Origin of the sequence: Sinorhizobium glycinis (genome assembly GCF_001651865.1) — a bacterium.
In the GTDB taxonomy this organism is placed as follows: Bacteria; Pseudomonadota; Alphaproteobacteria; order Rhizobiales; family Rhizobiaceae; genus Sinorhizobium; species Sinorhizobium glycinis.
Map to the genome: position 1 here is coordinate 378,447 of NZ_LPUX01000050.1, position 23,035 is coordinate 401,481.

Sequence of the window (23,035 nt, forward strand, 5' to 3'; positions counted from 1 at the left end):
GATCGCATGCGGCTCGCCTATCCCGAAGCACGTTCGATTCGAGGGAGACGATTCGATGAGTACGCCAGCCGCCTTTCCGGACCGGGACACGACCGCCGCCAAGCTTTCGGCTTTCGGTGAAGCAGACCAGGCTTTCGTCAAGCTGCTGATGGAAAACCCGGAGCAGGATGAGAACCTCGTGGAAGGCCTGTACCGCCATCTCGATCTCGCCGCCGAGGCGCGCTTGCTCAACTCGATGAAACTGGAGAAGCTCGGGCAGTGGCTCGGCAACGAGGCCCCGGCCCGGCTGCAGATGCGGCTCATGGAAGCCGCCCGCTCCAGCCTGCATCCGGCCTATCAGGCATTCAGGAACGGGCTGGCGAAATCCGGCGGATTGGGGAAGGCTTTTCCAAAAGCATGACAGCCAGCGCCGAACGGCCCTGCCGACGGCACTGGTTGCCCCCTCCTCGTATCCCTGAGTTCACTCCCCCGCCAACCCCTTCGCGAGACGCACCAGATTGACGAACTCGCCGCGATACCCGAACGCGTCCGCCCCCTTGGCGCCGCCTGCGAGATCGGCGATCGATGCATAGGAATAATCGGTCAGCGCCGAATTTCCGGCGAGCTTCTGGCCGAAAGCCGCGACCGCAGTTGAAAAGCGGACATCTACGGGCGCTTCCGCCAGCGAGGGCACCGCATTGGCCTCGGTGACCGGCGTTGCGATCAGCTCGCTCTTGTCGCCGTCCGGCTTCTTGTAGCGGATCTTCAGGAAGGCGAGTTCGCCATTGTTGCCGGTCGCGTCGCCTGAGGGTTTCTCGGCCGTCGCATAACGAAGGTCGTCGTTGAGCACAGCCGGGCTGCCCTTGGGCGTCACCTCGTAGATCGCCGTCACGCTGTGGCCTGAACCGATATCGCCCGCATCGACCTTGTCGTTGTTGAAGTCCTCGCGCTTCAACGCGCGAGTCTCGTGGCCTATCAACCGATACTCGGCGATCGCCGCCGGATTGAACTCCACCTGCAGCTTCACATCCTTGGCAATCGGAAAGAGCGCCGATCCCGCCTCCTCGACCAACGTCTTCTGCGCTTCCGCCAGCGTATCGACATAGGCTGCAACACCGTTGCCATTCTGAGCGATGGTCTGCATCAGCGCGTCGTTGTAATTACCCCGGCCGAAGCCGAGGACGGAGAGGAAGATACCGCTCTTGCGCTTCGTCTCGACCACACGTTTCAGATCCTCGTCGCTCGACGGGCCGACATTGAAGTCGCCATCGGTCGCGAGCAGGATGCGGTTGACGCCCTCCTTGACGAAGGCCTTCTCCGCCAGCTGATAGGCCGCGTCGATGCCCGCGGCACCGGCCGTCGAGCCGCCCGGCTGCAGCGTATCGATCGCCGAGAGGATCTTCGTCTTGTCCTTGACCGCAGTCGGTTCCAGCACCGTCCCGGCATTGCCGGCATAGGTGACGATCGACACTGTGTCGTCGGGCCTCAGCCGATCGACGAGCAGCCGGAAGGCATTCTTGAGGAGCGGCAGCTTGTCCGGTTCGTCCATCGAACCGGAGACGTCGATCAGAAAGACGAGGTTGGCTTTCGGCGTCTCCTTCTGGACCACTTCATAGCCCTTGATCGCCACATGCATCAGCCGGGTGCCCGCGTTCCACGGGGACGGCGTCACCGTGACAGTGGCCTTGAAAGGCTCCGCCGCCGTAGCGGGGCGCGGCCAGTCATAAGGAAAGTAGTTGACCATCTCCTCAACGCGCACGGCGTCGGGGTTCGGCATCTCGCCCGCCATCAGCGAGCGGCGGACGAAGGAATAGGAGGCCGTATCGACATCGACCGAGAAGGTCGAGACCGGCTCGGTCGCGACGCTCTTGACCGGATTGGCATCGGCGTTGCCGAAGCGTTCACGATTTTCCATTGGCGGAGCGAGAATATCGCTCGGCACCCCTGGCGCCGGCATGACTTCCATGCGGCCGCGCGCAACAGTTCCACTTGCGGCGCCAAGACGTCCAACGGCATCGTCCATGGCCTGGCTCGCCACCGCTTCTGTCTCCGGTGCGGCCGCCGGCTTGTTCGCGGGCTGCTCGGCAATTTCGGCTTTCCTCTCCTCTGAAAGCACTGGAGCGGTGGCGTCAACCGAGGATGCGGCTGGCTTGGCTTGCTCGCGTTTTGCGGCGATCTCCGTTTCGAAGCCGAACGGCCGATCGTTGCGGACGATCTCCAGTGTCAGAAAGGCGGCGGCGGGTACGACGAGCAGTGTCGCCAGGGCCGATCCGGCCAGCAATTTCCGGTTCATGATGGGGCTCCATATCCGGTTGAAGATGGAGCTTTGACGACCGGGGATTGTCGATCCTTGGGTTGCGGCCGAGTTTTCTTCCGCCGCGTCATAGGCCTGCATGGCGGCGGCAAGCGCCCGCGCCCGTGCCTCGCCCCTCGGCTCAGGCGGCGTCCGTCCGGACAGAAGGTTGAGATCGTCTGTCATTACACAGCCTCCTTGCCGAGCAGCGTCCGCAGGCGCTTGCGCGCCTCGTGGATGTGCCAGGAGATGGTCGCTTCCGAGCATCCGAGCACATCGGCGGCTGCCGCATGGCTCAGACCCTCGGCATAGACAAGCAACACGGCATCACATTGCTTTCCCGGCAGCGCCCGCACCGCTGTCCAGAGAGCCTCCCGCCGATCCTCGTCGTCGCTTCCGGAATCTGCATTCAATGTGGGGTCCGACGCATAGGCCACAATCTTTTTTTCGTCGCGCGCCTGCCGGCGCCGGTGATCGCGCGCGGCGTTCAGCGTCAGCGTACAAAGCCAGGTGCGAAACCGGCTGGTGCCACGAAAGCCGCGGATTGCTGAGCCCAGCCGAATACAGACGTCCTGCGCGATATCCTCAGCGTCGGCCTCGCTGCCCGACCAGCGCCAGGCAACCGCATGGACGAAGTCATAGTGACGCTCGATCAACCGGCCGAAGGCCTCGCGATCCCCATTCACCGCCCTGTCAACAAGTTCCGCGTCCAAGTCCCTGCCCGCTCTTGTCCTGTCTTAACCCTTAGACGTCCGCCGATCGTCATTCCTTGGGGCCAGAGGCAAAAAATTGCGCTGGGTTCATCGTGGAAAACGCGCGACCACGGCAATGATCGGCCCGAGCGGAAACAGCCGGTCGTGGCGGTTGATCTCGGGCGCGTAAAGGCTCGAGATCGTGCCGTCGAGGAAGAGCGCGTTCGGGCAATCGAGCACGTCGCGAAACAGAGTCGCGAAGTCATGGAAGCGCACCGGGCGCTTCGAAACCACAAAAACCACCTCGCCGCTTTTCGTGACGCCGACACCATTGCGGGTCTTCAGGCTGTCGCTGTCCGGTAGGAAGCGCGGGTGGAGCGCTCCGTCGATCACCAGCATCGGACCGGACTGCGTCGCAAAGCGCGGCTTGAAGCCGGCGGCCCGGTAGGCCTCCGCCGCCATGACGCCGGCCTTGCCGTCGCCGACATAGAAGACGCCATTCGGCAGCAGATGGAAGTTGCCCCAGCCGGGGTTGGTATTGAGCGGTGCCTGCTCCACGCCCTCTTCGACATGTAGCCCCACCGGAGAAAGATCCTCGTGATACATGCCGCCATTCATGGCGAAGACGAGATATTCGTCGCGCTGGCGCAGTTCGAGCGACAGCGCCTTGAAGGATTTGAATGGCGCACCCGCCTGGTCCTTGTTGTAGAGGCGAATGTCGCTCGCCGCAGGATCGAAGCTGCAGGCGATATAGTCCTCGCCGAGATGGCTCACGTTGCGGCAGGCGGCGAACCCGGGGGCAGCAAGGCTGGCGGAGAAAATGGCGGCGCCCGCGAGCAAAGATTTGGGAAACAGCGGCATTGGTCCAAAACGTAAGTGGAATCGTCACATGAAGCATCGCATAGATTGCGGCGGATTGATGCGCGCTCTTGCTGCCGAGTAAGCCTGCCGCAAAATTCGGATCAACTGTGGATGAGAAGCATGATTGTCGGAGATCCAGGGTGTTTCGCCCTTGAAAGCGAGTTTATACAGGCCGTTCCGCGCCTCAGCCAAATGGCGCCTGGCTTCTTCATCATTCACGTTGGTGGGAAAGCTTACGGCGTCCGCGAACCGGACGCCTCGATGCTTGGCCGCTCATTTCATGAGGTTGGCGACCGGCTAAATCGTCAAGGCAACCACAGCGCGGTATTCGGCCCAGAACATGAAGGATGCTCGATTGCCGCGGCTTACCTTGCTTCATTTTATTGTGAAGAGCCCCGACATGACGATTTTCTCGGCCTCTCCCAGGCCGCCCTCAGGGAGGCGCTTATCTCGAATGCAATCATCTGGGCACCGGACGGAGACGAAGCGTTCGATGACGGCAGCCACGTCCTTCAGTTCGACATCGGAGACAAGGTTCGCATCATAGCGTTCAAGAATACCGAGGATCCTGCGGACATGCCCGAGACGCTTGCCGAGCAATGGCTCGATGCCGATGATTTCTACGACGTACTTGAACGGTGGCATCGCCTTTTCAAGCGGCGATGGGAGCGCGCCCTGGCATAAGCGCCTATAAGCGTCTGTGGCGCACATCCCTCGCGCCAGCTACAGACCAAGCGCCGCCATATGGAAACGCAGTTGCTCCATCGAATAGCGATAGCCTTGGCCAATGGGGCAGGCATCGCGGGAAAGGCAGCCATCAACAAGACAGCCGAGCGCCCCCGCCTGCTTCTTCAAATGCGTGCGGCATCGCCCCAGATCGAACATACCGGTCCTCAGGGCGTCCACCGGACAGGCGGAAATGCACGGCTTGCCCCTACAGTCGTCGCAAGGATGGCCGGCTGTAACGGAGCTCGTTTGCGGCAGTGCCCGGTCAAAGCCGAGTGCGCCGCGGTAGCCGTGCCACAACCCATACCGTGGGTGAATCAATATGCCGAGCGGAGAAGCCTTCAGGCCTTCGGCGCGCATCGCCCATTGCTGGAAAGGCTGCCAGGGCGGATCGGAGGGAAAATAGGCGGTGGCGCCGGCAGCCTCAGCCGCCGGCAGGATCACCTGCTTCGACCAATTGTCGAGCGGGTCGGCGCCGCGGCGGTCCCGTTCGCCTTCGAGCCAGCGCGTGAACGGCTCCCAGATCGAGCCGCCGATATTGCCGATGAGCGCGACGCTCGCAGCAGGATCGCCGCTCTTAAGCATCGGCGCCGCCTCCCCCGTCGCAAAACTCACCGTGCCGCGCAAAAAAAGTCCGTGCGGCTCAAGAGCCGCACGGAGCGTTTCGACTGGATTGTCGACACAAGCGGGGGCTGCCGTCATTTCGGCTTCGGCCCCTGCGTCTCGTAATGCGGGCGCCAGACTTCCTTCTGGATCATGTCGGCCACCTGCGCCGCGCCGCCTTGCTCCCTGGCTCGCTCGGGAGCCTTTCAGGTGAAGGCGTCCGGCATCGAGTCCTTGCGCTTGGCGATGTAGTCCTTCAGCGCATCGTCGATCGCCGGGTCGAGGTAAGGCGCCTCGTAATGTTCGAGCCAGCTGCGGGCAAGCGCGTTGGCACGCTGCTCGATCCGCTTCTCGCCTTCGATCTCCCACTGTTCGAAGGAGTTGTTGTCGGCGAGCGGCGAGCGGTAGAAGGCCGTCTGGAAGTTTGCCTGGGTGTGGGCGCAACCGAGATAGTGGCTGCCGGGGCCGACTTCGCGGATCGCATCGAGCGCCTGGGCGTTTTCGGAAAGATCAACGCCCTCGGCCATCTTCTGCATCATGCCGAGTTGGTCCTGGTCGATCATGAACTTCTCGTAGGACGATACGAGACCGCCTTCGAGCCAGCCGGCCGCGTGCAGCACGAAGTTGGTGCCGGCAAGCAGCGTCATGTTGAGCGTGCTCGACGACTCATGCGCCGCCTGGGCATCCGGGACCTTGGAGCCGCAGAGCGAACCGCCGGTACGGAACGGCAGGCCAAGGCGACGGGCGAGCTGCGCCGCGCCATAGGAGACGAGCGACGGCTCCGGCGTGCCGAAGGTCGGGGCGCCAGACTGCATCGAGATCGAGGCGGCGAAGGTGCCGAAGAGCACCGGCGCGCCCTTGCGGATGAGCTGGGTGAACGAGGCGCCGGCGAGCACTTCGGCCAGAATCTGCGTCAGCGTGCCGGCGACGGTCACAGGGCTCATCGCGCCCGAAAGGATGAAGGGCGAAAGCACGCAGGCCTGGTTATGGCGTGCGTAAACCTTGAGCGCGCCCACCATCGTCTCGTCGAAGACCATCGGCGAGTTGGCGTTGATGAGGTTCAGCGTGACGGTGTTGTTCTCGACGAAATCGTCGCCGAAGACGATCTTCGCCATCGCGATCGTGTCTTCCGCCCGTTCCGGCGCCGTCACCGAGCCCATGAAGGGTTTGTCGGAATAGCGGATATGGCTGTAGACCATGTCCAGATGGCGCTTGTTGACCGGGATGTCGACCGGCTCGCAGACCGTGCCCCCCGACGAATGGACGGACGGCGCCATATAGGCGAGCTTCACGAAATTGCGGAAATCCTCGATCGTCGCATAGCGGCGGTTGCCGTCGAGATCGCGTACGAAGGGCGGGCCGTAGACCGGTGCGAAAACCGTCGCCTTGCCGCCGATATGCGCATTGCGCTCCGGGTTGCGCGCATGCCAGGTGAAGTTCGACGGCGCCGTCTTCAGAAGGTCCCGGCAGAGGCCCCTCGGGAAATGCACGCGCTGGCCGCGCACATCGGCGCCGGCCGCCTTCCAGAGCTCGAGCGCTTCCGCGTCGTCACGGAATTCGATGCCGATTTCCTCGAGCACCGTGTCGGCGTTGCGCTCGATAAGCTGCAGGCCCTCCTCGTCGAGCACCTCATATTCGCGAATCTTGCGCTGGATATAGGGCAGAGACGGTCCCGGACCGCCGCCGGTGCGGGAGGCGCGGCGCGCTGCCGCTCCCCGGCCCTCGCCACGCGCGCGGCGTCCGCCGCCTTCGACCGCGCCTTGTTCTGTAACGTCGCTCATTCGCTCATTCCTCTCCCGCCACGTCCTCGCACGAAGGACGCCGCAACATTTCGGTAGGTGGGCGCATAATCCTTTCCGCCGGTCGAATCCAGTGGCGGCACCATGCGCCCGGCATGGATTTGGCCTAATGCTACCAAGCCGCCGGAGCCGTACGGGTCTCAATGCGCCAACAGGTGGCGCAACTTAGACACTCGACCGGCGCGTTCGCGTTGTGCCGTAGCGACCTCGCGCGCATGGGGCAGCACGGCGGCAATGCTCCGAAGCAGCGCGTGAGCGCTAGAACTAACGCCTTGAACTGTTGCATAATTTTACCGACCGACCGATTCCGCATCGGCGCATTATGCGATAGGACAATAGAGCGGGAGGGCACGAAGGCCGCGTCGTCGTTTTTCATCATGTGCGACGTCGCTTTCGAAAAGAGATTTTTCGGCGCCGCCCGCTAAGGATGGGCAACGCGTCCGGAGTGATCGTGCCACCCGCGCGAAACGGCTATGCCAGGAACCGAGGAAACCCTACTATGGCAGACGATGAAATCATTCTCGAGGACCTTTCCGACGAGGAACTCGTGCAGCAGATGCATGACGACCTTTATGACGGTCTCAAGGAGGAAATCGAGGATGGCACGCGCATCCTCCTCGAGCGCGGCTGGACGCCCTACGACATCCTGACCCAGGCGCTCGTCGAAGGCATGCGCATCGTCGGCATCGACTTCCGCGACGGCATTCTCTTTGTGCCGGAAGTGCTGCTTTCCGCCAATGCGATGAAGGCCGGCATGACGATCCTGCGTCCGCTGCTCGCCGAGACCGGCGCACCGAAGCTCGGCAAGATGGTGATCGGCACCGTCAAGGGCGACATCCACGACATCGGCAAGAATCTCGTCGGCATGATGATGGAGGGCGCCGGCTTCGACGTGGTCGACCTCGGCATCAACAATCCGGTCGAAAACTATCTCGAAGCACTCGAGCGCGAGCAGCCGGACATCCTCGGCATGTCGGCTCTGCTGACGACGACGATGCCCTACATGAAGGTCGTCATCGACACGATGAAGGAAAAAGGCCTGCGTGACGATTACGTCGTCCTCGTCGGCGGCGCGCCGCTCAACGAGGAATTCGGCAAGGCCGTCGGTGCCGACGCCTATTGCCGCGACGCAGCCGTGGCCGTCGAAACGGCCAAGGATTTCATGAGGCGCAAGCACAACAGCCTCGCCGCCGGCTGAACCTCGCAATTGTAAAAGATAAAAGCCGGCTGCGCGGATGAAAAACGCAGCCGGCTTTCTTATTTGAATGCGATGAGATGGCGCGCCGATAGCGCGCCCTGCCTGATTATCAGTTTGCGGCCTTGGCGACCCGGCGCCCGGCTCCCTCTGTGGCGTTCACGGCATTTGCAGTATCCTGCCCCATGCCGCGGATCGTGTTGGCGCAGGAAGTCAGGGTTGCGAGCGCTACGAGAACGGCGCCGATCATCGCGATGGATTTTGTTGTCATGACCATGATTCCTTTGTGTTGATGCAAGGTGGAATAAAGATGGAAAACGCAACGTCGGCAAGAGAACGTACACAACCGAAGAAAGTTCATGTCATTGGTTGCGGCGCCATCGCGCGCGAAATTCTTGCCGTATGCGAGGCCAACAAGCTCGAGCACATAGAGCTCAACTGTCTGCCAGCCATCTGGCACAACACGCCGGAAAAGATCGTGCCGGGCCTGCGCGAGGCGATTGCCCGGGCCCGCGCCGACGGATTCGAGCGCGTCTTCATCGCCTATGCCGATTGCGGCACCGGCGGCCTCATCGACCGGCTCTGCGAGGAGGAAGGCGTGACGCGCATTCCCGGCCCGCATTGCTACTCCTTCTTCGCCGGCAATGCGGATTTCGCGTCGCGCTGGGACGACGATCTTACCGCCTTCTTCTTGACCGATTTCCTCGCCCGCCAGTTCGAGGCCTTCATAGTCGAACCGCTCGGCCTCGACCGCCACCCGGAACTGCGTGATATGTATTTCGGCCACTACCGTAAGCTCGTCTACCTTTCACAACTGGAAGACGCGGCGCTGCAGGAGAAGGCCCGCCGCGCCGCCGATTATCTCGGCCTCGACTATGAGTATCGCTTTACCGGTTACGGTGACCTCACGCGGTCGTTGATCGAGGCGTAATCCAACTGCGTCCTTTCACTTGCAACGGCACCCATGCGCCGCGCTTCAGCCGTGCCGCGTCGAGGTGCGAAAGTGAAAGACTCGTCCGGCCGATGCCTCGTTAAGGCCACCGTAAACCATCCGGGCGTATTGGTTGCACACGACAGTGGCTTCGGTTGCCGTGCAAGGACTTGCGTCAGCCGATGCAGGCAATCAGTAACGGGGTTTGCGAGGATGATGGACGCCGCCACCCAATCAAACGCAGGGCGGCATGTACCCGCGAAATCCGCTGTCGGTGGGCGTGTCGTGGTGGTCACGGCCGGCGGCGCTAATCCGAACATCATCATCAACGCATTGACCGCGCTCTTCGAGGACGTTGTGGTCCTGCAGGAGCAGCCGGAGTCAAAGGCGCTTTTCGTCCGGAGGCGTGCCCGCAAGCTGGGATGGGCGAAGGCCTTGGGCCAGCTGGCGACGATGCTCATCTCCCGCTTCGGCAAGCGATTCACGCGGCGGCGAGCCGAGGAAATCCTGCGGCAGCATGGCGCGTCCGCGGATTCGCCGGCCGTGCCGATCTGTCCCATCCGGTCGATCAACGATGCCCACGCGATTGTGCGGCTGACAGAGCTTGCGCCCGCCGTGGTCTTCCTCGTCAGCTGCCGCATGCTGAAGCCGGAAACGCTGGCCGCCATCCCCTGCCCTGTCCTGAATTTCCATGCGGGAATCAATCCGCAATATCGCGGCTTGATGGGCGGCTACTGGGCGCTCCTCAGCAACGATCTGGAAAATTTCGGCGCGACCGTCCATCTCGTCGACGAAGGCGTCGATACCGGCGGCATTCTCTACCAGTCGCGACAGATACCGAGCCGCGCCGACACGATGCACACCTATCCGCTGCTCCAGACCGCCGCCTCGACGGCGATAGCGATACAGGCAGTCGAAGACGCGCTCGCCGGAAATCTCCGACCCGTCGATGTCGTCGCGCCTTCCCGCCAATGGTATCATCCGCCTGTCTGGACGTGGGTCTGGAATGGCTTCCGGCGTGGAATCTGGTAAAACCAAGGAAGAAGCCGCAGCTCCCAGAATGGTCGTCGCAAATCAACCAGGGCTGCGTGACAGCCGCCTCGACACCGCAAGCGCCATCCTACTGAGCAGCAGTCAGGACGCGTTTGGTTGCACTATCCACGGCATGGCCTGTCTGCGTACTATCCTGCCTGAATCCGCGCGCGGTATTTGCGCAGGATGAAAGCGCGAGAAGTGCGAGACATAATATCGTGAAGCCGGTCTTTGACATCATGACCTCCGGGTGCGTCGGCATATCCGATGGAAATGATGCGCGTTTCTGCGAAATCAAGCGGCGCGCATGAGCATCTCTAGGGAATACTGGCGGCACGCCATATGTCATACCCAATCTATGATCGGAGAATCGTGATGACCCGCAAATCATCGATCGTCGTAGCCGCGATTGCCCTTTTGACGCTCGCGGGATGTATGACCAATCAAGCCAGCCGAAACACGAGCCCGCCGCCCGCAAGCGCTTCAAGCGGCTCCGGCGGCAGCGGCATGGGCGCCAGCACCCAAAGCGGTGGAAGTTCCGGTTACTGATCGCCGTCCACGCCGAAGCCCGCTCGCGGTGGTGGCGAGCGGGGCTTCGAGAGCCTCAATAGTAAGGTGAGTAGCACTGTTGGCGGGGACCGCCATAGGGCTGGAAGGAATTGTCCCAGGCGCGATAAGACCGATATTGGTCGTAGCACCAACTGACATGGCGCTGCGGCAACCGGGGTTCGGCATGGCGCGGCTCGACGTAACGCGGGGGCGCGGCGATAGCATTGCCGATGATGACTCCCGCCCCAAAGGCGGCCAGCGGATACCACCAGCCGTCGCTGTGCCGCCGATACCCTTCCCGGCGGTAGCGATAACCGCGGTATCCATTATAGTAACTGTAGCGAGCGCCTTCCGCCTCACGCCAGGCCCTTCGGGGACCACCGCGGTGATGCCACGGCTTGTGGTGAACGAGCTCTACGCTCGAACCAGACTGCGGCGCCGACGGAACGGGCATGGCCTCAGCAGAGCCATAGCTCGTGAAAGCCGTCGCGGCCGCAAGGAACAGGATACCAATCTTCGTCATCTTCAATATCCGATCTGCTGCGATGGTGCATGTTTGCCGAATGCGACGTGAATGGTTGGTGAATGACTTTATGCTGATATTCTGAATTGACCCGCGTCGTCAGCGCCTCGGCTCGACATCCCGCGCAACGCCACCATCCTGGTCAGCGGCTTTCCGGAGCGCGTTTCGGCGTCTCCAACGTCAAACACGGCCGCCACGATATCCGTGACGCATTTCGCTCGTATACGAACCGTGGAGCGTCGTTTTTGGACATATCCGACGTCGTGGCAAGGTGAGCCACGGCGCATGGACATGCGCATTGTCGGCATTACAGCGCCGCGCGCCAGAACTGACGCGTAAAGGACGTTGTAACACTTTGACTCGGTGCATAAGCCTTTCCGAATTTTCGGTTTCGGAGTTATGCGCTAGAGGAGAACAGGGAATTCCATGGCAGACCGCATCATCGTCTACTGGCGCGATATCCCCGCCCAGGTCATTGTCAAACAGGGCCGCAAGAGCGCCAAGCGTGAGCTTTCGCTTCGCTTCACCGAGGCGATCGACATGTGCGCGATGCGCACCGGCGCCGCCGAGACCGACGACTATCTCGCCGAGTGGCGCAAGGCAGATCCTGTTCAGGTTTCAGATGATCTCGAGGCGGAGGCCGACAAGGCTGCGGCCGAGCTCGAGGCTGCCTACGACAAGGAGCGGCTCGTAGCTCTCGTCAAGGCAGGAGGACGGGAAAATGGCTGATCCCAAGGTCGTCACCGGCAATGCGCAGCCCGCGAAGAAGGCGGCGAGCGGCGCCTATGTCCCAACGAACGTGTCGCCGAGCCGCCGCTCGCGTCGCAAATACACCGTGCGTCTCTGGGCCGTGCGTAATTCGCGCTTCCTCGAATGGTTCTACAACCGCTTTGCCGATATGTTCCTGAAGCTCCATCCGCTGTGGAACGCCATCGGCTACGGCCGCGTCGAGCGGCCGGTGACCTTTGTCGAACGGCACGTCAAGGGTTTCCTCTTCGACTGTCGCATGTGCGGTCAGTGCGCGCTGTCCTCGACCGGCATGTCCTGTCCGATGAACTGTCCGAAGCAGCTCCGGAACGGCCCTTGCGGCGGCGTGCGCGCCAACGGCAACTGCGAAGTGGAGCCTGACATGCCTTGCGTCTGGGTGCAGGCCTGGAAGGGTTCGCAGAACATGGTGAAGGGCAATGCGATCATGAACGTTCAGAAGCCGGTCAACCAGTCGCTGCGCGAGACCTCCGCCTGGCTCCGCGTGACGGCCGAGTCCGCGGCCCGCGAAGAGGCGCAGAAGGAGGGCCAGCGATGAGCCCGGATATCAATCCTCTCGACCCCGGCGCACCGCTCGATCCCCTGCCCGGTCATTCCTCGCGCGGCCGGCTGGAGCGGGTGCTCCGCCGCGGCGAATTTGCCGTCACGGCCGAACTCAACCCGCCGGACAGCGCCAATCCAGAGGACGTCTACGAGCGTGCCGCGATCTTCGACGGCTGGGTGGACGGCATCAACGCCGTCGACGCTTCGGGCGCTAACTGCCATATGTCGTCGGTCGGCATCTGCGCGCTGCTGACGCGCATGGGCTATTCGCCGATCATGCAGATCGCTTGCCGCGACAAGAACCGCATCGCCATCCAGGGCGACGTGCTCGGCGCCTCGGCCATGGGCGTGCAGAACATCATGTGCCTGACCGGCGACGGCGTGCAGGCCGGCGACCAGCCGGGCGCCAAGCCGGTCTTCGATCTCGATTGCATGTCGCTGCTTGAGACCGTGCGCATCATGCGCGACAACTCGAAGTTCCTCTCCGGCCGCAAGCTGACGACGCCGCCGCAGGTCTTCCTCGGCGCCGCGATCAATCCATTTGCACCGCCCTATGACTTCCGGCCCTACCGGCTGGCCAAGAAGATCGAAGCGGGCGCGCAATTCGTCCAGAGCCAATATTGTTTCGACGTGCCGATGTTCCGCGAATACATGAAGAAGGTGCGGGATCTGGGCCTGCACGAAAAATGCTTCATTCTTGTCGGGGTCGGTCCGATGGCTTCCGCCAAAACAGCTCGCTGGATCCGCTCCAACGTCCCCGGCATCCATATTCCGGATTCGATCGTAACGCGCCTTGAAGGTGCGCAGGACCAGAAGAAGGAAGGCAAGCAGCTCTGCATCGACATCATCAACGAGGTGAAGGAGATCGAGGGCGTTTCCGGCGTTCACGTCATGGCTTACCGCCAGGAGGAATATGTGGCCGAGATCGTCCACGAGTCCGGCGTCTTGAAGGGCCGCAGGCCATGGAAACGCGAAGCGACGCCGGCCGAAACGCTCGTCGCCGAGCGACTCGACCACCTGCGCGAGGGCATTGAGGAAAACCAGCAGCAGATGGCGGAAGCCGCGGCACATCATCCGCATTGAGAACAAAAGCCGCGCTCGCGGCTTTAGCAGAGGAAAACCGGCGCTTCGGCCCGTCGAGCGCCTTACAAACGAAAACGGGCCCTATTACATAGCCCCACGCTTCAGGATCAAAGGATCTTACATGACCCGCACCATCGTCGCTTCCGCCACCCGCGAGATCGTCATCGGTTTCGACCAGCCCTTCTGCGTCATCGGAGAACGCATCAACCCGACGGGGCGCAAGAAGCTCGCCGCCGAAATGGTCGAAGGCAATTTCGAGACGGTCATCAAGGACGCGCTGGAGCAGGTCGCCGCGGGTGCTACGATGCTCGACGTCAATGCGGGGGTGACAGCTGTCAACCCCAACGAGACGGAGCCGCCGCTGCTCGTCAAGACGCTGGAGATCGTCCAGGGCCTCGTCGACGTGCCGCTGTCGATCGACAGCTCGGTGACGGCTGCTATTGAAGCCGGCCTGCGCGTCGCCAAGGGCCGGCCGCTGGTCAACTCGGTCACCGGCGAGGAGGAAAAGCTGGAGGCTATCCTGCCGCTCGTCAAGAAATACGACGTACCGGTCGTGGCGATCTCCAACGATGAAACCGGAATCTCGATGGATCCGGACGTGCGCTTCGCCGTCGCCAAGAAGATCGTCGAGCGCGCCATGGACCACGGCATCAAGCCGCACGACATCGTCGTCGATCCGCTCGTCATGCCGATCGGCGCCCTGGGCGATGCCGGCCGGCAGGTCTTCGCGCTGCTGCGGCGCCTGCGCGAGGAACTGAAGGTCAACACCACCTGCGGCCTCTCCAACATCTCGTTCGGCCTGCCGCACCGGCACGGCATCAATGCCGGTTTCATCCCGATGGTGATCGGCGCCGGCATGACCTCGGCGATCATGAACCCCTGCCGCCCGCAGGAAATGGAAGCCGTACGCGCCGCGAACGTCCTGAACGGCACCGACGCGAACTGCACCAACTGGATCATGACCTATCGCGACCACAAGCCGGCTGAAGGCGGCCATGCGGTCGCCGCGGCGGCACCGGCTGCCGGCGGCGGCCGCCGCGGTGGACGCGCAGCGCGGGCCGGCGCCACGGCAAGGGCGGAATAACCATGGCCAAGCACTCCATTGCCAAAGATCTGGCGGCGCTCTGGTTCCAGGCGCCGATGGTCATCGCCGCACGCACTCAGGCCATGGCGGTTGCCGCCATGACGGGGACCGCAGCCGACTATGTCGAGACAAGCCGGATGGTAACGGAGAAGATGGCTGCGGCTGCGGAAAGCGTCGTCGCAGCCAATGTCGCGGTGATGAAGGAAGGTTTTGACGCTGCGGCGGGCCTCGCAGTCGGCAAGATCGGGCCTGCGGCCGGCCACAAGCGGATAGCGGCAGCGGCGCTCCGGCCTTATGCCAAACGCGTGCGGGCGAACGCGCGCCGGCTCACGAAATAATCTCTTGGCGAGACAAGAAGATGTTGAACGTGCCCCCGAAGGACAACAAGACCGATCCGCTGGTGCTCTTCATGCCATCGGGAAAGCGCGGCCGCTTCCCGGTCGGCACGCCGATCCTTGACGCAGCGCGTTCGCTCGGCGTCTATGTCGAGAGCGTCTGCGGCGGGCGCGCGACCTGCGGACGCTGCCAGGTTTCCGTGCAGGAAGGCAACTTCGCCAAGCACAAGATCGTTTCCTCTAACGACCATATCTCGCCGGTCGGCCCGAAGGAGCAGCGCTACGCGAGTGTGCGCGAACTGCCCGATGGTCGTCGCCTGTCCTGCTCGGCGCAGATCCTCGGCGATCTCGTCATCGACGTGCCGCAGGACACGGTCATCAACGCCCAGGTGGTGCGGAAGGCCGCGACGGACCGGGCGATCGAGCGCAATGCCGCCGTCCAGATGTGCTATGTCGAGGTGGAAGAACCGGACATGCACAAGCCGCTCGGCGATCTCGATCGGATGAAGACGGTACTGGAGAAGGACTGGGGCTGGAAGGACCTGCTGATTGCGCCGCACCTGATCCCGCAGGTGCAGGGCATCCTGCGCAAGGGCAACTGGGCGGTGACCGCCGCAATCCACCGGGACATGGATTCGTCGCGCCCCTTTATCGTCGGCCTCTGGCCGGGTCTGAAGAACGAGGCCTATGGCATAGCCTGCGACATCGGCTCGACGACGATCGCCATGCATCTGGTGTCGCTCTTGTCCGGCCGTATCGTCGCCTCCTCGGGCGCATCCAACCCGCAGATCCGCTTCGGCGAGGATCTGATGAGCCGCGTCTCCTATGTAATGATGAACCCGGATGGCCGCGAAGCGATGACCAAAGCGGTGCGCGAGGCGGTCAATGGCCTGATTGGCAAGGTCTGCGCCGAAGGCGGGATCGATCGCCACGACATTCTCGACATGGTGGTCGTCGGCAACCCGATCATGCACCACCTGTTCCTCGGCATCGACCCGACGGAACTCGGCCAAGCGCCCTTCGCGCTTGCCGTTTCCGGCGCGCTGCAATATTGGGCGCATGAGATCGACATTGAGGTCAACCGCGGTGCGAGACTCTACATGCTGCCCTGCATCGCCGGCCATGTCGGCGCGGACGCCGCTGGCGCGACGCTTTCGGAAGGCCCGCACCGCCAGGATAAGATGATGCTGCTCGTGGATGTCGGCACCAACGCCGAGATCGTCCTCGGCAATCGGGAACGCGTCGTCGCCGCCTCCTCCCCCACTGGTCCGGCTTTCGAAGGCGCCGAAATTTCCTCCGGCCAGCGAGCAGCGCCGGGCGCGATCGAGCGCGTCCGCATCGACGCGGAAACGCTGGAGCCGCGCTTCCGGGTGATCGGCGTCGACAAGTGGTCGGATGAAGAGGGTTTCGCGGAAGCGGCCGCAGCGGTCGGCGTCACCGGGATCTGCGGCTCGGCGATCATCGAGGTGGTCGCGGAGATGTATCTGAGCGGCATCATTTCGCAGGACGGCGTGGTCGATGGCGCCATGGCGGCGAAAAGCCCGCGCATCGTTCCGAACGGCCGCACCTTCTCCTACCTGCTGCATGACGGCGAGCCGAGAATCACCGTGACGCAGAACGACATCCGGGCGATCCAGCTCGCCAAGGCGGCGCTTTACGCTGGCATCAAGCTGCTCATGGAAAAGCAGGGCGTCGAGCATGTCGACACGATCCGCTTCGCCGGCGCCTTTGGCTCGTTCATCGATCCGAAATACGCCATGGTCCTGGGGCTCATCCCCGACTGCGACCTCGCTGAGGTGAAGGCGGTGGGCAATGCCGCCGGCACCGGCGCGCTGATGGCGCTCCTCAATCGCGGCCACCGCCGCGAGATCGAGGAAACGGTGAGGAAAATCGAGAAGATAGAGACGGCTCTTGAATCGAAATTTCAGGAGCACTTCGTCAACGCCATGGCGATGCCGAACAAGGTGGATGCCTTCCCGAAGCTCGCCGAGGTGGTCTCGTTGCCGGAGCGCAAGGTGCTGGCGGATGACGTCGAAGGCGGCGGCCGCCGTAGGCGCCGTAGCCGGGAGTAGACTGTTCCTGCCGTTCTCGGAGTTGGAGGCGGAATTCCAACACGCGAAAGTTGCCGCAGCCGCCCGTTCATGCCCTCTGTTTTATGAGGTCGACATTCGCCCCGAAGTCCAGATCGCCTTCGAAGCTCACCGCAAAGAGCCAGAGAAAACCGGCGTGAACGAAATAGTGGTGCTGGGGAATATCCAAAATGCAGGGGAGAAGCGCCATCGCGGTTTGAAGGCGGCAATGATAGGCATGATCTGTCAGACTGTCTCCGAGATACGTTATGCGGTCATCCAGATGGTAGCGCGCATTCATCTGGATCATGAACTGCAGGACCTGTTCGGCCGGGTTCTCGTCGAGCGCACCTTTCACATGAACGTGCATCCTTGACCAGTCAGGCCGGGAGGAGCCGAACGGAAAGTTCGCTTCCATCTTCCTGATGCAATCATGGGGATTTTCGTCGATAACGACATGGTCGCGGAGCGCCTGGCGATTGAGCTCCATGGCGATCGCTCGATCGTAAAAGCTACCCCCGGCTGCCAACGACATCAACTCGCTCGCGCCTTATCTCCCAGCGGCACCCTCAGCCCCACCTTCACCCGGTCCATAGCGAAGAAGGTGCGGAATTTCTTGACATTGCTGTTGCCGAAGAAGAGCCGCCGCGTCAGCGCTTCGTAATCGGCCATGGTGGCGGCGACGATGACGAGGATGAAATCCGCCTCGCCGGTGACGTAGTAGCATTGCTGCACCTCCGGCGTGGCGGAAAACTCGGCCTTTGCCGCATCGATAAGTTCGGCCGTCTCGCTGATCACCTCGACCTCGACGAAGATGGTGATCGGCTGGCCGACCTTGGCCGGGTCGACGATCGCGCAATTCGCCTGGATTACCCCTGCCTGCTCCATGCGCTTAATGCGCCGCTGCACCGCAGGCGCGGAAAGATTGACCGCCTCGCCGATCATGCGCTGCGGCGTCGCATTGTCATTCTGCAGGATCGTCAGGATCGCCAGGTCGAAGGAATCGAGGGCGATTTCGGGGTTGGTCTTCGCCAAGGAGGCTCCTCACGAAACAAACTTGCAACTCGCGCCCGCGAATACAGCGCAATTTTCGCGGCGCATGCAATATATCTTCGCCAGCTTTTTTTGAACGAGGTGGCCCCATGTTTCTGCTCAACACTCTTCCCGCACACAACAAGCCTCTCATCCCCGTCGATGCAGAAACCCTCGGGGAAAGCGCGGCTGAAACGGTCGAACGATTCCTCGAACATCGCGCAAACCATGCCGAAACGCCCCTGCATTCCCTGCCGGCGCTGGCTGCGGCGCTGGGCGTGGCCTCCATCCACGTCAAGGACGAGGGCCATCGCCTCGGCTTGGGGAGTTTCAAGGCGCTTGGTGGAGCCTATGCGGTAATCCGGCTTCTTCTTGAGGAAGCAGGAGAGAAGCTTGGCCGCGCCGTCGATGTTTCCGAGCTTCAATCGCCAGAGGTCCGGGCCGTCGCGCGCACCATGACGGTTGCCTGCGCTACCGACGGCAACCACGGCCGGTCGGTTGCGCAGGGCGCTGAACTCGTGGGTGCGCGGGCGGCAATCTTCGTGCATCCGGGTGTAAGCGACGAGCGCGTCGCAGCCATTGCTCGTTTCGGCGCCGACATGATCCGCGTCGACGGCACCTATGACGAGTCCGTTCGGGAGGCTGCCCGCATTGCCGAGGCGAGGGGCTGGACTATCGTTTCGGATACGTCCTTGCCCGGTTACGAACGTATTCCCGGACTGGTGATGCAGGGCTACACGGCACTTGTTCGCGAAGCCTTGAGGAAAATGCCGGAACCGCCGACACATGTGTTCATCCAGTGTGGCGTTGGCGGGATTGCCGCCGCCGTGGCTGGCCATCTGGCGATCGTGCTTGGCGACGAGCGCCCGATTTTTGCGGTCGTCGATCCCGCTCGCGCGGCCTGCATCTTCGAGACGGCCCGCGCCGGGCATCCGGTGACGATTGCGCATGGGGAGCCGACTATAATGGCCATGCTCGAATGCTACGAGCCTTCTCTGGTCGCCTGGCGTGTTCTCTCGCGCGTCGCCGACGCCTTCATGACCATCGACGAGGAGGATGCGGTCTCCGTTATGAGACAGCTTGCCGACCCGGCCGCAGGCGACCCTGCCATCGTCGCCGGTGAAAGTGGCGGCGTCGGACTGGCCGGGCTGATGAAGGCGGCGTCGGATCCCGCAATCAAGGCCGCTCTTCGCATCGATGGACAATCGCGCATCTTCCTCGTCAACACGGAGGGGGCAACCGATCCGGGCAAATACGAAGAGATCGTCGGGCGATCACCCGCCGCGGTGGCAGCGAAGAACGCCATGGGAGCCGAAGCATGAGCAACCCTTCCATAGATGCGGCGCGTCTCCCCGGACCGGCAATGTTTTCGGGATCTGACCTGGTCGCAGGAGCCAATATCCTGCTGGACGTCGCTCGCCAGCTTGCAAGGAAGGATGGCTGACATGACTGTCGACACGAATGCGCTTCATATGGACATGACCGCTTGGCGACGCGACCTTCATGCTCACCCGGAGTTCGGCTTCGAGGAGAAGCGCACCTCCGCCTTCGTCGCGGAAAAGCTCAGGGAGTTCGGACTTGAGGTCGCCGAAGGTGTCGGCGGCACCGGCGTCGTCGGCACGTTGAAGCGCGGCAGCGGTAACCGCGCCATAGGGCTGAGGGCCGATATGGATGCGTTACGCATCCCCGAACAGGGAAACTTGGATTATCGCTCACGAAATCCGGGCGTCATGCATGCGGCCATGACGGTCATACGACCATGCTGCTCGGCGCGGCAAAGCTGCTTGCCCAGGATGGCGGTTTCGACGGAACGGTGCGCTTCATCTTCCAGCCGGCGGAGGAATGGGGCAAGGGCGCGCTCGCCATGCTCGACGATGGGCTGATGGAGCGGTTTCCCTTCGAGGAAATATACGCGCTGCACAATATGCCCGGGTTTCCGATCGGCCATTTCGAGACGCGGCCCGGTCCGATCATGTCGGCCGAAGACAATTTCGAGATCGTGCTCAAGGGCATCGGCGGACATGCGGCACGACCGCATGCGGGCAACGAAGTGCTGGTTGCCGCCTGCGCGCTTGTCACCAACCTGCAGACGATCGTCTCGCGCCGTCTTAGTCCCGCCGACATCAGCGTCGTCTCGGTGACGGAATTCATCACCGACGGCACCCGCAATGCGCTGCCCGGTCTGGCCCGCATCCTGGGCGATGCCCGCAGCTTCCGCCCCGAGGTCAGCGCCGAAATCGAGAAGCAGATGCGCGTCATCGCCGAGGGCACAGCGCTTGCCCACAACGTCTCGGCGGAGATGAGCTACACGCGCGAATTCGTGCCGCTCGTCAATGACGAAGGGTTGGTCGAAGAGGCTTTCGCCGCGGCGCGCAGCGTGTTCGGGGCCAATCATGTCGGTACCGCGCGCGAGCCGATGACCGGTTCGGAGGACTTTGCGCGCTTCCTCGAGCACGTGCCGGGGTGCTTCGTGTTCCTTGGCAACGGCAACTCAGCGCCGCTGCACAATCCGACCTATGATTTCAACGATGCTGGCCTGATCCACGGCGCGGGCTTCCACGCTGCGATCGTCCGGCGGCGTCTGTCCACAGCCTAGCCGACGGATGGGCGGTTCATTTACGCCAGAACGGCTTGGCAACTTCGTCCTCGACCTGCCGGGCGTTCAATCCGATATCCTGGATCAACTCGGGGCCATCCTTCGATAGCCGTGCCAGCTCCTCTCGATAGTGGATGCGGCGATTCCAGGTCTCTACAAGGCTTCCAGTGGTCGCCGGCCCGTCGAGTCCGCCGTGAACTTCGCTTGCCCATGGATGCGCAAACCAATGGCGTCCGGCGCCCGTCGTAAAGGAAAAAATATGCATCGAGCTCCCCCTTCCCTCCGCTGGAGTCCGTTCATGACTGGCACAGGTCGCGCATTCTGGAGAAAGTGACACTCGGTGTATCGAAACCGCCCCTAATAGTTCCGAAAACTTCCGAAATGAGTAGCGGCGAAGCGCCATTGTTTTGCTCTGCGCGATTTCCCATGCAGCAGGCATGCACTAAGATGCCGTATGCAGCGACCGTGCTTTGCCTTCGGTACGTTCGTGCTCGATCCGGAAGCGGGAACGCTTCGGCGGGAGGGTAACCCTGTGCCTGTTGCCTATCGTGGGCTGTTGCTTCTGGAGACATTTGCCCGACATCCAGGAGAGGTCTTGCGCAAGTCCGATCTCTTGGGGGCCGCATGGCCGGGACTGGCTGTGGAAGAGAGCAACCTCTCTGTGCAGATAGCTGCACTGCGGAAGCTTCTCGGTCCGGCCCCTCACGGCGTCGAGTGGATCGTGACCATCCCGCGCGTGGGTTACCGCTTCACTGCCGAGGTTCAGAGGTGCGAAAATGCCGACCGGGAGTTCGTGCCGCTTCCGGAGCGACCATCGATCGCTGTCCTGCCCTTCTGTGACATGAGCGACGATCTGGGGCACGCCTCCTTTGCGAATGGATTGACCGAGGACGTGATCACCGATCTGTCGCGGATTCCGGACCTGTACGTCATCGCGCGGAATTCGAGCTTCGCCTACAAGGATCAATCCACGGACATGCGCAGAATTGCCCAGGAACTCGGGGTCCGCTACTTGCTGGAGGGAAGTGTCAGACTCGCCTCTGATCGCGTCCGCATCAATGCACAACTGATCGATGCAATCGGCGGGGGCCATGTCTGGGCCGAGCGCTTCGACCGAAGCCTCGGCGATATTTTCGCGGTCCAGGACGAGGTTGCCGGCAAAATTGTCGAGGCGCTCGTGGGACGGCTCGCGGTTCCTCCACGGCACGGCCAGCCCGCCGGTCTCGAGGCCTAGAAGAGCCTTCGCGGTCGGGCCGGGTTTTGTTCTTATGCATGTCGTTTTACCCCAAAACCGCTGCCCAACTTTGGGCGACATGCATTAGACTGGCTCGGCCACCCTGCCCGCATGCATTTGGAGGTCGGCGAAGGCCTCGCGGACGTGGTCGGCGACCGCGAGCACCGGTGCCGGTGCATCCTCGACGACCTTCAGGCCGATTTCGTAATGGCCGAGATCCGGCAGCCCGTCGCGCTCGCCAAGCTGTACCATCTCGCCCTGGACGAGATAACGCGGCAGCGGCGCGATCGCGAGGCCGGCGAGCACCGCCGCACGCTGCCCGGTCGTATAGGCGCTGAGGAACGCCACGCGGAACTTGCGCCCGGCCCGCGACAGTTTCTCGACCGCATCGGCGCGCCATACGCAGCCGTCCTCCCACATCGAAACCGGCAGCGGATCGCGCAGATGCGCGTTGCCACACTTGGCGCCAGCCCAGACCAATTTCTCCTGCATGAGAATTTCGCCGTCCTTGGCCGATTCGTCGGACAGGCTATTGTAGATGGCGATGTCGAGCCTGTGCTCGTCGACCCGCTTGCGTATGGCGTTGCTCATGCCGATCGACACATCGACCGTCACATTCGGGTAGGTTTCGGCAAAGCGCTTCAGGACCTCCGGCAGAATGCGTTCGCCGACATCTTCCGGTGCCCCGACGCGGACGACGCCGTTCATGTCGGGCAGCAGGAAGCGAGACACTGTCTCATTGTTGAGCGACAGGAGACGGCGGGCGAAACCGAGCAGCAGTTCGCCCTTCGGCGTCAAGGAGACCGATCGAGCGTCGCGCAGGAAAAGCGTGCAGCCCAGCGTCTCCTCGAGCTTCTTGATCTGCATCGAGACAGCGGAGGGTGTGCGGTACACGGCTTCGGCCGCAGTGGTGAAATTGCCGGTCTCGGCAATGGCGACAAAGGTCTTCAGCACGTCCATTTCAAGCAGCGGAAGCGCGTGGCGCAGGATCATGTTCATGGCGGCCTCCTTAATTCAGAAATTCTGAAAGATAGCTTTACTCCATTTCGTTTGATTGAATATCACATTGGAGCGATAGTCAAGCTCGCAGGAAGGCGGGAACACCCCCCAC

General features: G+C 62.5%; 23 protein-coding genes and 2 pseudogenes. 15 read left to right on the top strand and 10 right to left on the bottom strand.

Annotated elements, in window-relative coordinates:
* The first annotated feature begins 55 nt into the window (after positions 1-55).
* On the top strand, positions 56-400 hold the full coding sequence (locus AU381_RS04385) for a hypothetical protein (protein WP_064240572.1): 345 nt from the start codon (positions 56-58) through the stop codon (positions 398-400).
* 60 nt (positions 401-460) lie between these two features.
* Here the strand turns inward: AU381_RS04385 and AU381_RS04390 are convergent, their stop codons facing one another.
* The 3 genes from AU381_RS04390 to AU381_RS04400 all read right to left on the bottom strand — a co-directional run bounded on the left by AU381_RS04390 (position 461) and on the right by AU381_RS04400 (position 3,825).
* Entirely contained in the window at positions 461-2,458 is a 1,998-nt protein-coding gene (locus tag AU381_RS04390; RefSeq protein WP_064240573.1) for a vWA domain-containing protein, read from the bottom strand.
* Positions 2,458-2,985, bottom strand: a complete 528-nt coding sequence (locus AU381_RS04395; protein ID WP_064240574.1) for an RNA polymerase sigma factor — start codon at positions 2,983-2,985, stop codon at positions 2,458-2,460. Before AU381_RS04395 ends, AU381_RS04390 begins: the two co-directional genes overlap by 1 nt.
* Before the next feature lie 87 nt (positions 2,986-3,072).
* Positions 3,073-3,825: a phosphodiester glycosidase family protein gene (locus AU381_RS04400; RefSeq protein WP_064240575.1), complete on the bottom strand. Its 753-nt coding sequence runs from the start codon at positions 3,823-3,825 to the stop codon at positions 3,073-3,075.
* Between the two features lie 120 nt (positions 3,826-3,945).
* Between AU381_RS04400 and AU381_RS04405 the strand changes: the two genes are divergently transcribed.
* Positions 3,946-4,509 carry an Imm42 family immunity protein gene (locus AU381_RS04405; RefSeq protein ID WP_064240576.1) on the top strand — a complete coding sequence of 188 codons (564 nt, stop codon included), beginning with the start codon at positions 3,946-3,948 and terminating at the stop codon, positions 4,507-4,509.
* A gap of 39 nt (positions 4,510-4,548) precedes the next feature.
* Here AU381_RS04405 and AU381_RS04410 read toward each other — a convergent pair whose 3' ends face one another.
* Both AU381_RS04410 and AU381_RS04415 read right to left on the bottom strand, forming a co-directional pair.
* Positions 4,549-5,253, bottom strand: coding sequence for a 4Fe-4S dicluster domain-containing protein (locus AU381_RS04410; protein WP_064240577.1), 705 nt, complete (start codon positions 5,251-5,253; stop codon positions 4,549-4,551).
* A gap of 107 nt (positions 5,254-5,360) precedes the next feature.
* A complete protein-coding gene (locus AU381_RS04415; protein ID WP_064240578.1) occupies positions 5,361-6,935 on the bottom strand; it encodes a trimethylamine methyltransferase family protein in 1,575 nt (524 codons plus the stop codon).
* A gap of 517 nt (positions 6,936-7,452) precedes the next feature.
* Between AU381_RS04415 and AU381_RS04425 the strand changes: the two genes are divergently transcribed.
* Entirely contained in the window at positions 7,453-8,151 is a 699-nt protein-coding gene (locus AU381_RS04425) for a corrinoid protein (RefSeq protein ID WP_064240580.1), read from the top strand.
* A gap of 109 nt (positions 8,152-8,260) precedes the next feature.
* On the opposite strand, the gene AU381_RS04430 is transcribed toward AU381_RS04425, so the two are convergent.
* Entirely contained in the window at positions 8,261-8,419 is a 159-nt protein-coding gene (locus AU381_RS04430; protein ID WP_064240638.1) for an entericidin domain-containing protein, read from the bottom strand.
* Between the two features lie 39 nt (positions 8,420-8,458).
* Between AU381_RS04430 and AU381_RS04435 the strand changes: the two genes are divergently transcribed.
* Together AU381_RS04435 and AU381_RS04440 are read left to right on the top strand one after the other, a co-directional pair.
* Positions 8,459-9,079 carry a DUF1638 domain-containing protein gene (locus AU381_RS04435; RefSeq protein ID WP_064240581.1) on the top strand — a complete coding sequence of 207 codons (621 nt, stop codon included), beginning with the start codon at positions 8,459-8,461 and terminating at the stop codon, positions 9,077-9,079.
* Positions 9,080-9,295: 216 nt separating this feature from the next.
* On the top strand, positions 9,296-10,111 hold the full coding sequence (locus tag AU381_RS04440; protein ID WP_064240639.1) for a formyltransferase family protein: 816 nt from the start codon (positions 9,296-9,298) through the stop codon (positions 10,109-10,111).
* 604 nt (positions 10,112-10,715) lie between these two features.
* On the opposite strand, the gene AU381_RS28220 is transcribed toward AU381_RS04440, so the two are convergent.
* Complete coding sequence (locus AU381_RS28220; RefSeq protein ID WP_082909648.1) at positions 10,716-11,183, bottom strand: BA14K family protein; 468 nt, start codon at positions 11,181-11,183, stop codon at positions 10,716-10,718.
* Between the two features lie 426 nt (positions 11,184-11,609).
* On the opposite strand from AU381_RS28220, the gene AU381_RS04445 reads away from it, so the two are divergent.
* From AU381_RS04445 to AU381_RS29485, 7 genes are all read left to right on the top strand, one after another.
* Positions 11,610-11,912, top strand: coding sequence for a virulence factor (locus AU381_RS04445; protein WP_064240582.1), 303 nt, complete (start codon positions 11,610-11,612; stop codon positions 11,910-11,912).
* Positions 11,905-12,486 carry a methylenetetrahydrofolate reductase C-terminal domain-containing protein gene (locus AU381_RS04450; RefSeq protein ID WP_064240583.1) on the top strand — a complete coding sequence of 194 codons (582 nt, stop codon included), beginning with the start codon at positions 11,905-11,907 and terminating at the stop codon, positions 12,484-12,486. The genes AU381_RS04445 and AU381_RS04450 overlap by 8 nt, the downstream gene beginning before the upstream one ends.
* A complete protein-coding gene (locus AU381_RS04455) occupies positions 12,483-13,574 on the top strand; it encodes a methylenetetrahydrofolate reductase (protein ID WP_064240584.1) in 1,092 nt (363 codons plus the stop codon). The genes AU381_RS04450 and AU381_RS04455 overlap by 4 nt, the downstream gene beginning before the upstream one ends.
* 121 nt (positions 13,575-13,695) lie before the next feature.
* Positions 13,696-14,658 (top strand): methyltetrahydrofolate cobalamin methyltransferase, encoded by a 963-nt coding sequence (locus tag AU381_RS04460; RefSeq protein ID WP_064240585.1) that lies wholly within the window; start codon positions 13,696-13,698, stop codon positions 14,656-14,658.
* 2 nt (positions 14,659-14,660) lie between these two features.
* Positions 14,661-14,996: a hypothetical protein gene (locus AU381_RS04465; protein ID WP_064240586.1), complete on the top strand. Its 336-nt coding sequence runs from the start codon at positions 14,661-14,663 to the stop codon at positions 14,994-14,996.
* 20 nt (positions 14,997-15,016) lie between these two features.
* On the top strand, positions 15,017-17,065 hold the full coding sequence (locus tag AU381_RS04470) for an ASKHA domain-containing protein (protein WP_064240587.1): 2,049 nt from the start codon (positions 15,017-15,019) through the stop codon (positions 17,063-17,065).
* Entirely contained in the window at positions 17,019-17,438 is a 420-nt protein-coding gene (locus AU381_RS29485; RefSeq protein ID WP_156528537.1) for a hypothetical protein, read from the top strand. Before AU381_RS04470 ends, AU381_RS29485 begins: the two co-directional genes overlap by 47 nt.
* A gap of 158 nt (positions 17,439-17,596) precedes the next feature.
* On the opposite strand, the gene AU381_RS04480 is transcribed toward AU381_RS29485, so the two are convergent.
* Positions 17,597-18,097, bottom strand: a complete 501-nt coding sequence (locus AU381_RS04480; RefSeq protein ID WP_064240589.1) for an Lrp/AsnC family transcriptional regulator — start codon at positions 18,095-18,097, stop codon at positions 17,597-17,599.
* A gap of 107 nt (positions 18,098-18,204) precedes the next feature.
* Here AU381_RS04480 and AU381_RS04485 point away from each other — a divergent pair, with 107 nt between their 5' ends.
* Both AU381_RS04485 and AU381_RS04490 read left to right on the top strand, forming a co-directional pair.
* Positions 18,205-19,416 carry a diaminopropionate ammonia-lyase gene (locus AU381_RS04485; protein WP_064240590.1) on the top strand — a complete coding sequence of 404 codons (1,212 nt, stop codon included), beginning with the start codon at positions 18,205-18,207 and terminating at the stop codon, positions 19,414-19,416.
* A gap of 123 nt (positions 19,417-19,539) precedes the next feature.
* Positions 19,540-20,690: pseudogene (locus AU381_RS04490) on the top strand (M20 aminoacylase family protein).
* A 16-nt stretch (positions 20,691-20,706) separates the two neighbouring features.
* Here AU381_RS04490 and AU381_RS04495 read toward each other — a convergent pair.
* On the bottom strand, positions 20,707-20,955 hold the full coding sequence (locus AU381_RS04495) for a DUF1127 domain-containing protein (RefSeq protein WP_064240591.1): 249 nt from the start codon (positions 20,953-20,955) through the stop codon (positions 20,707-20,709).
* Positions 20,956-21,144: 189 nt separating this feature from the next.
* On the opposite strand from AU381_RS04495, the pseudogene AU381_RS04500 reads away from it, so the two are divergent.
* Positions 21,145-21,921: pseudogene (locus AU381_RS04500) on the top strand (winged helix-turn-helix domain-containing protein); the annotation flags it as partial.
* A gap of 87 nt (positions 21,922-22,008) precedes the next feature.
* Here the strand turns inward: AU381_RS04500 and AU381_RS04505 are convergent.
* A complete protein-coding gene (locus AU381_RS04505; RefSeq protein WP_064240593.1) occupies positions 22,009-22,923 on the bottom strand; it encodes a LysR substrate-binding domain-containing protein in 915 nt (304 codons plus the stop codon).
* Positions 22,924-23,035 lie beyond the last annotated feature (112 nt).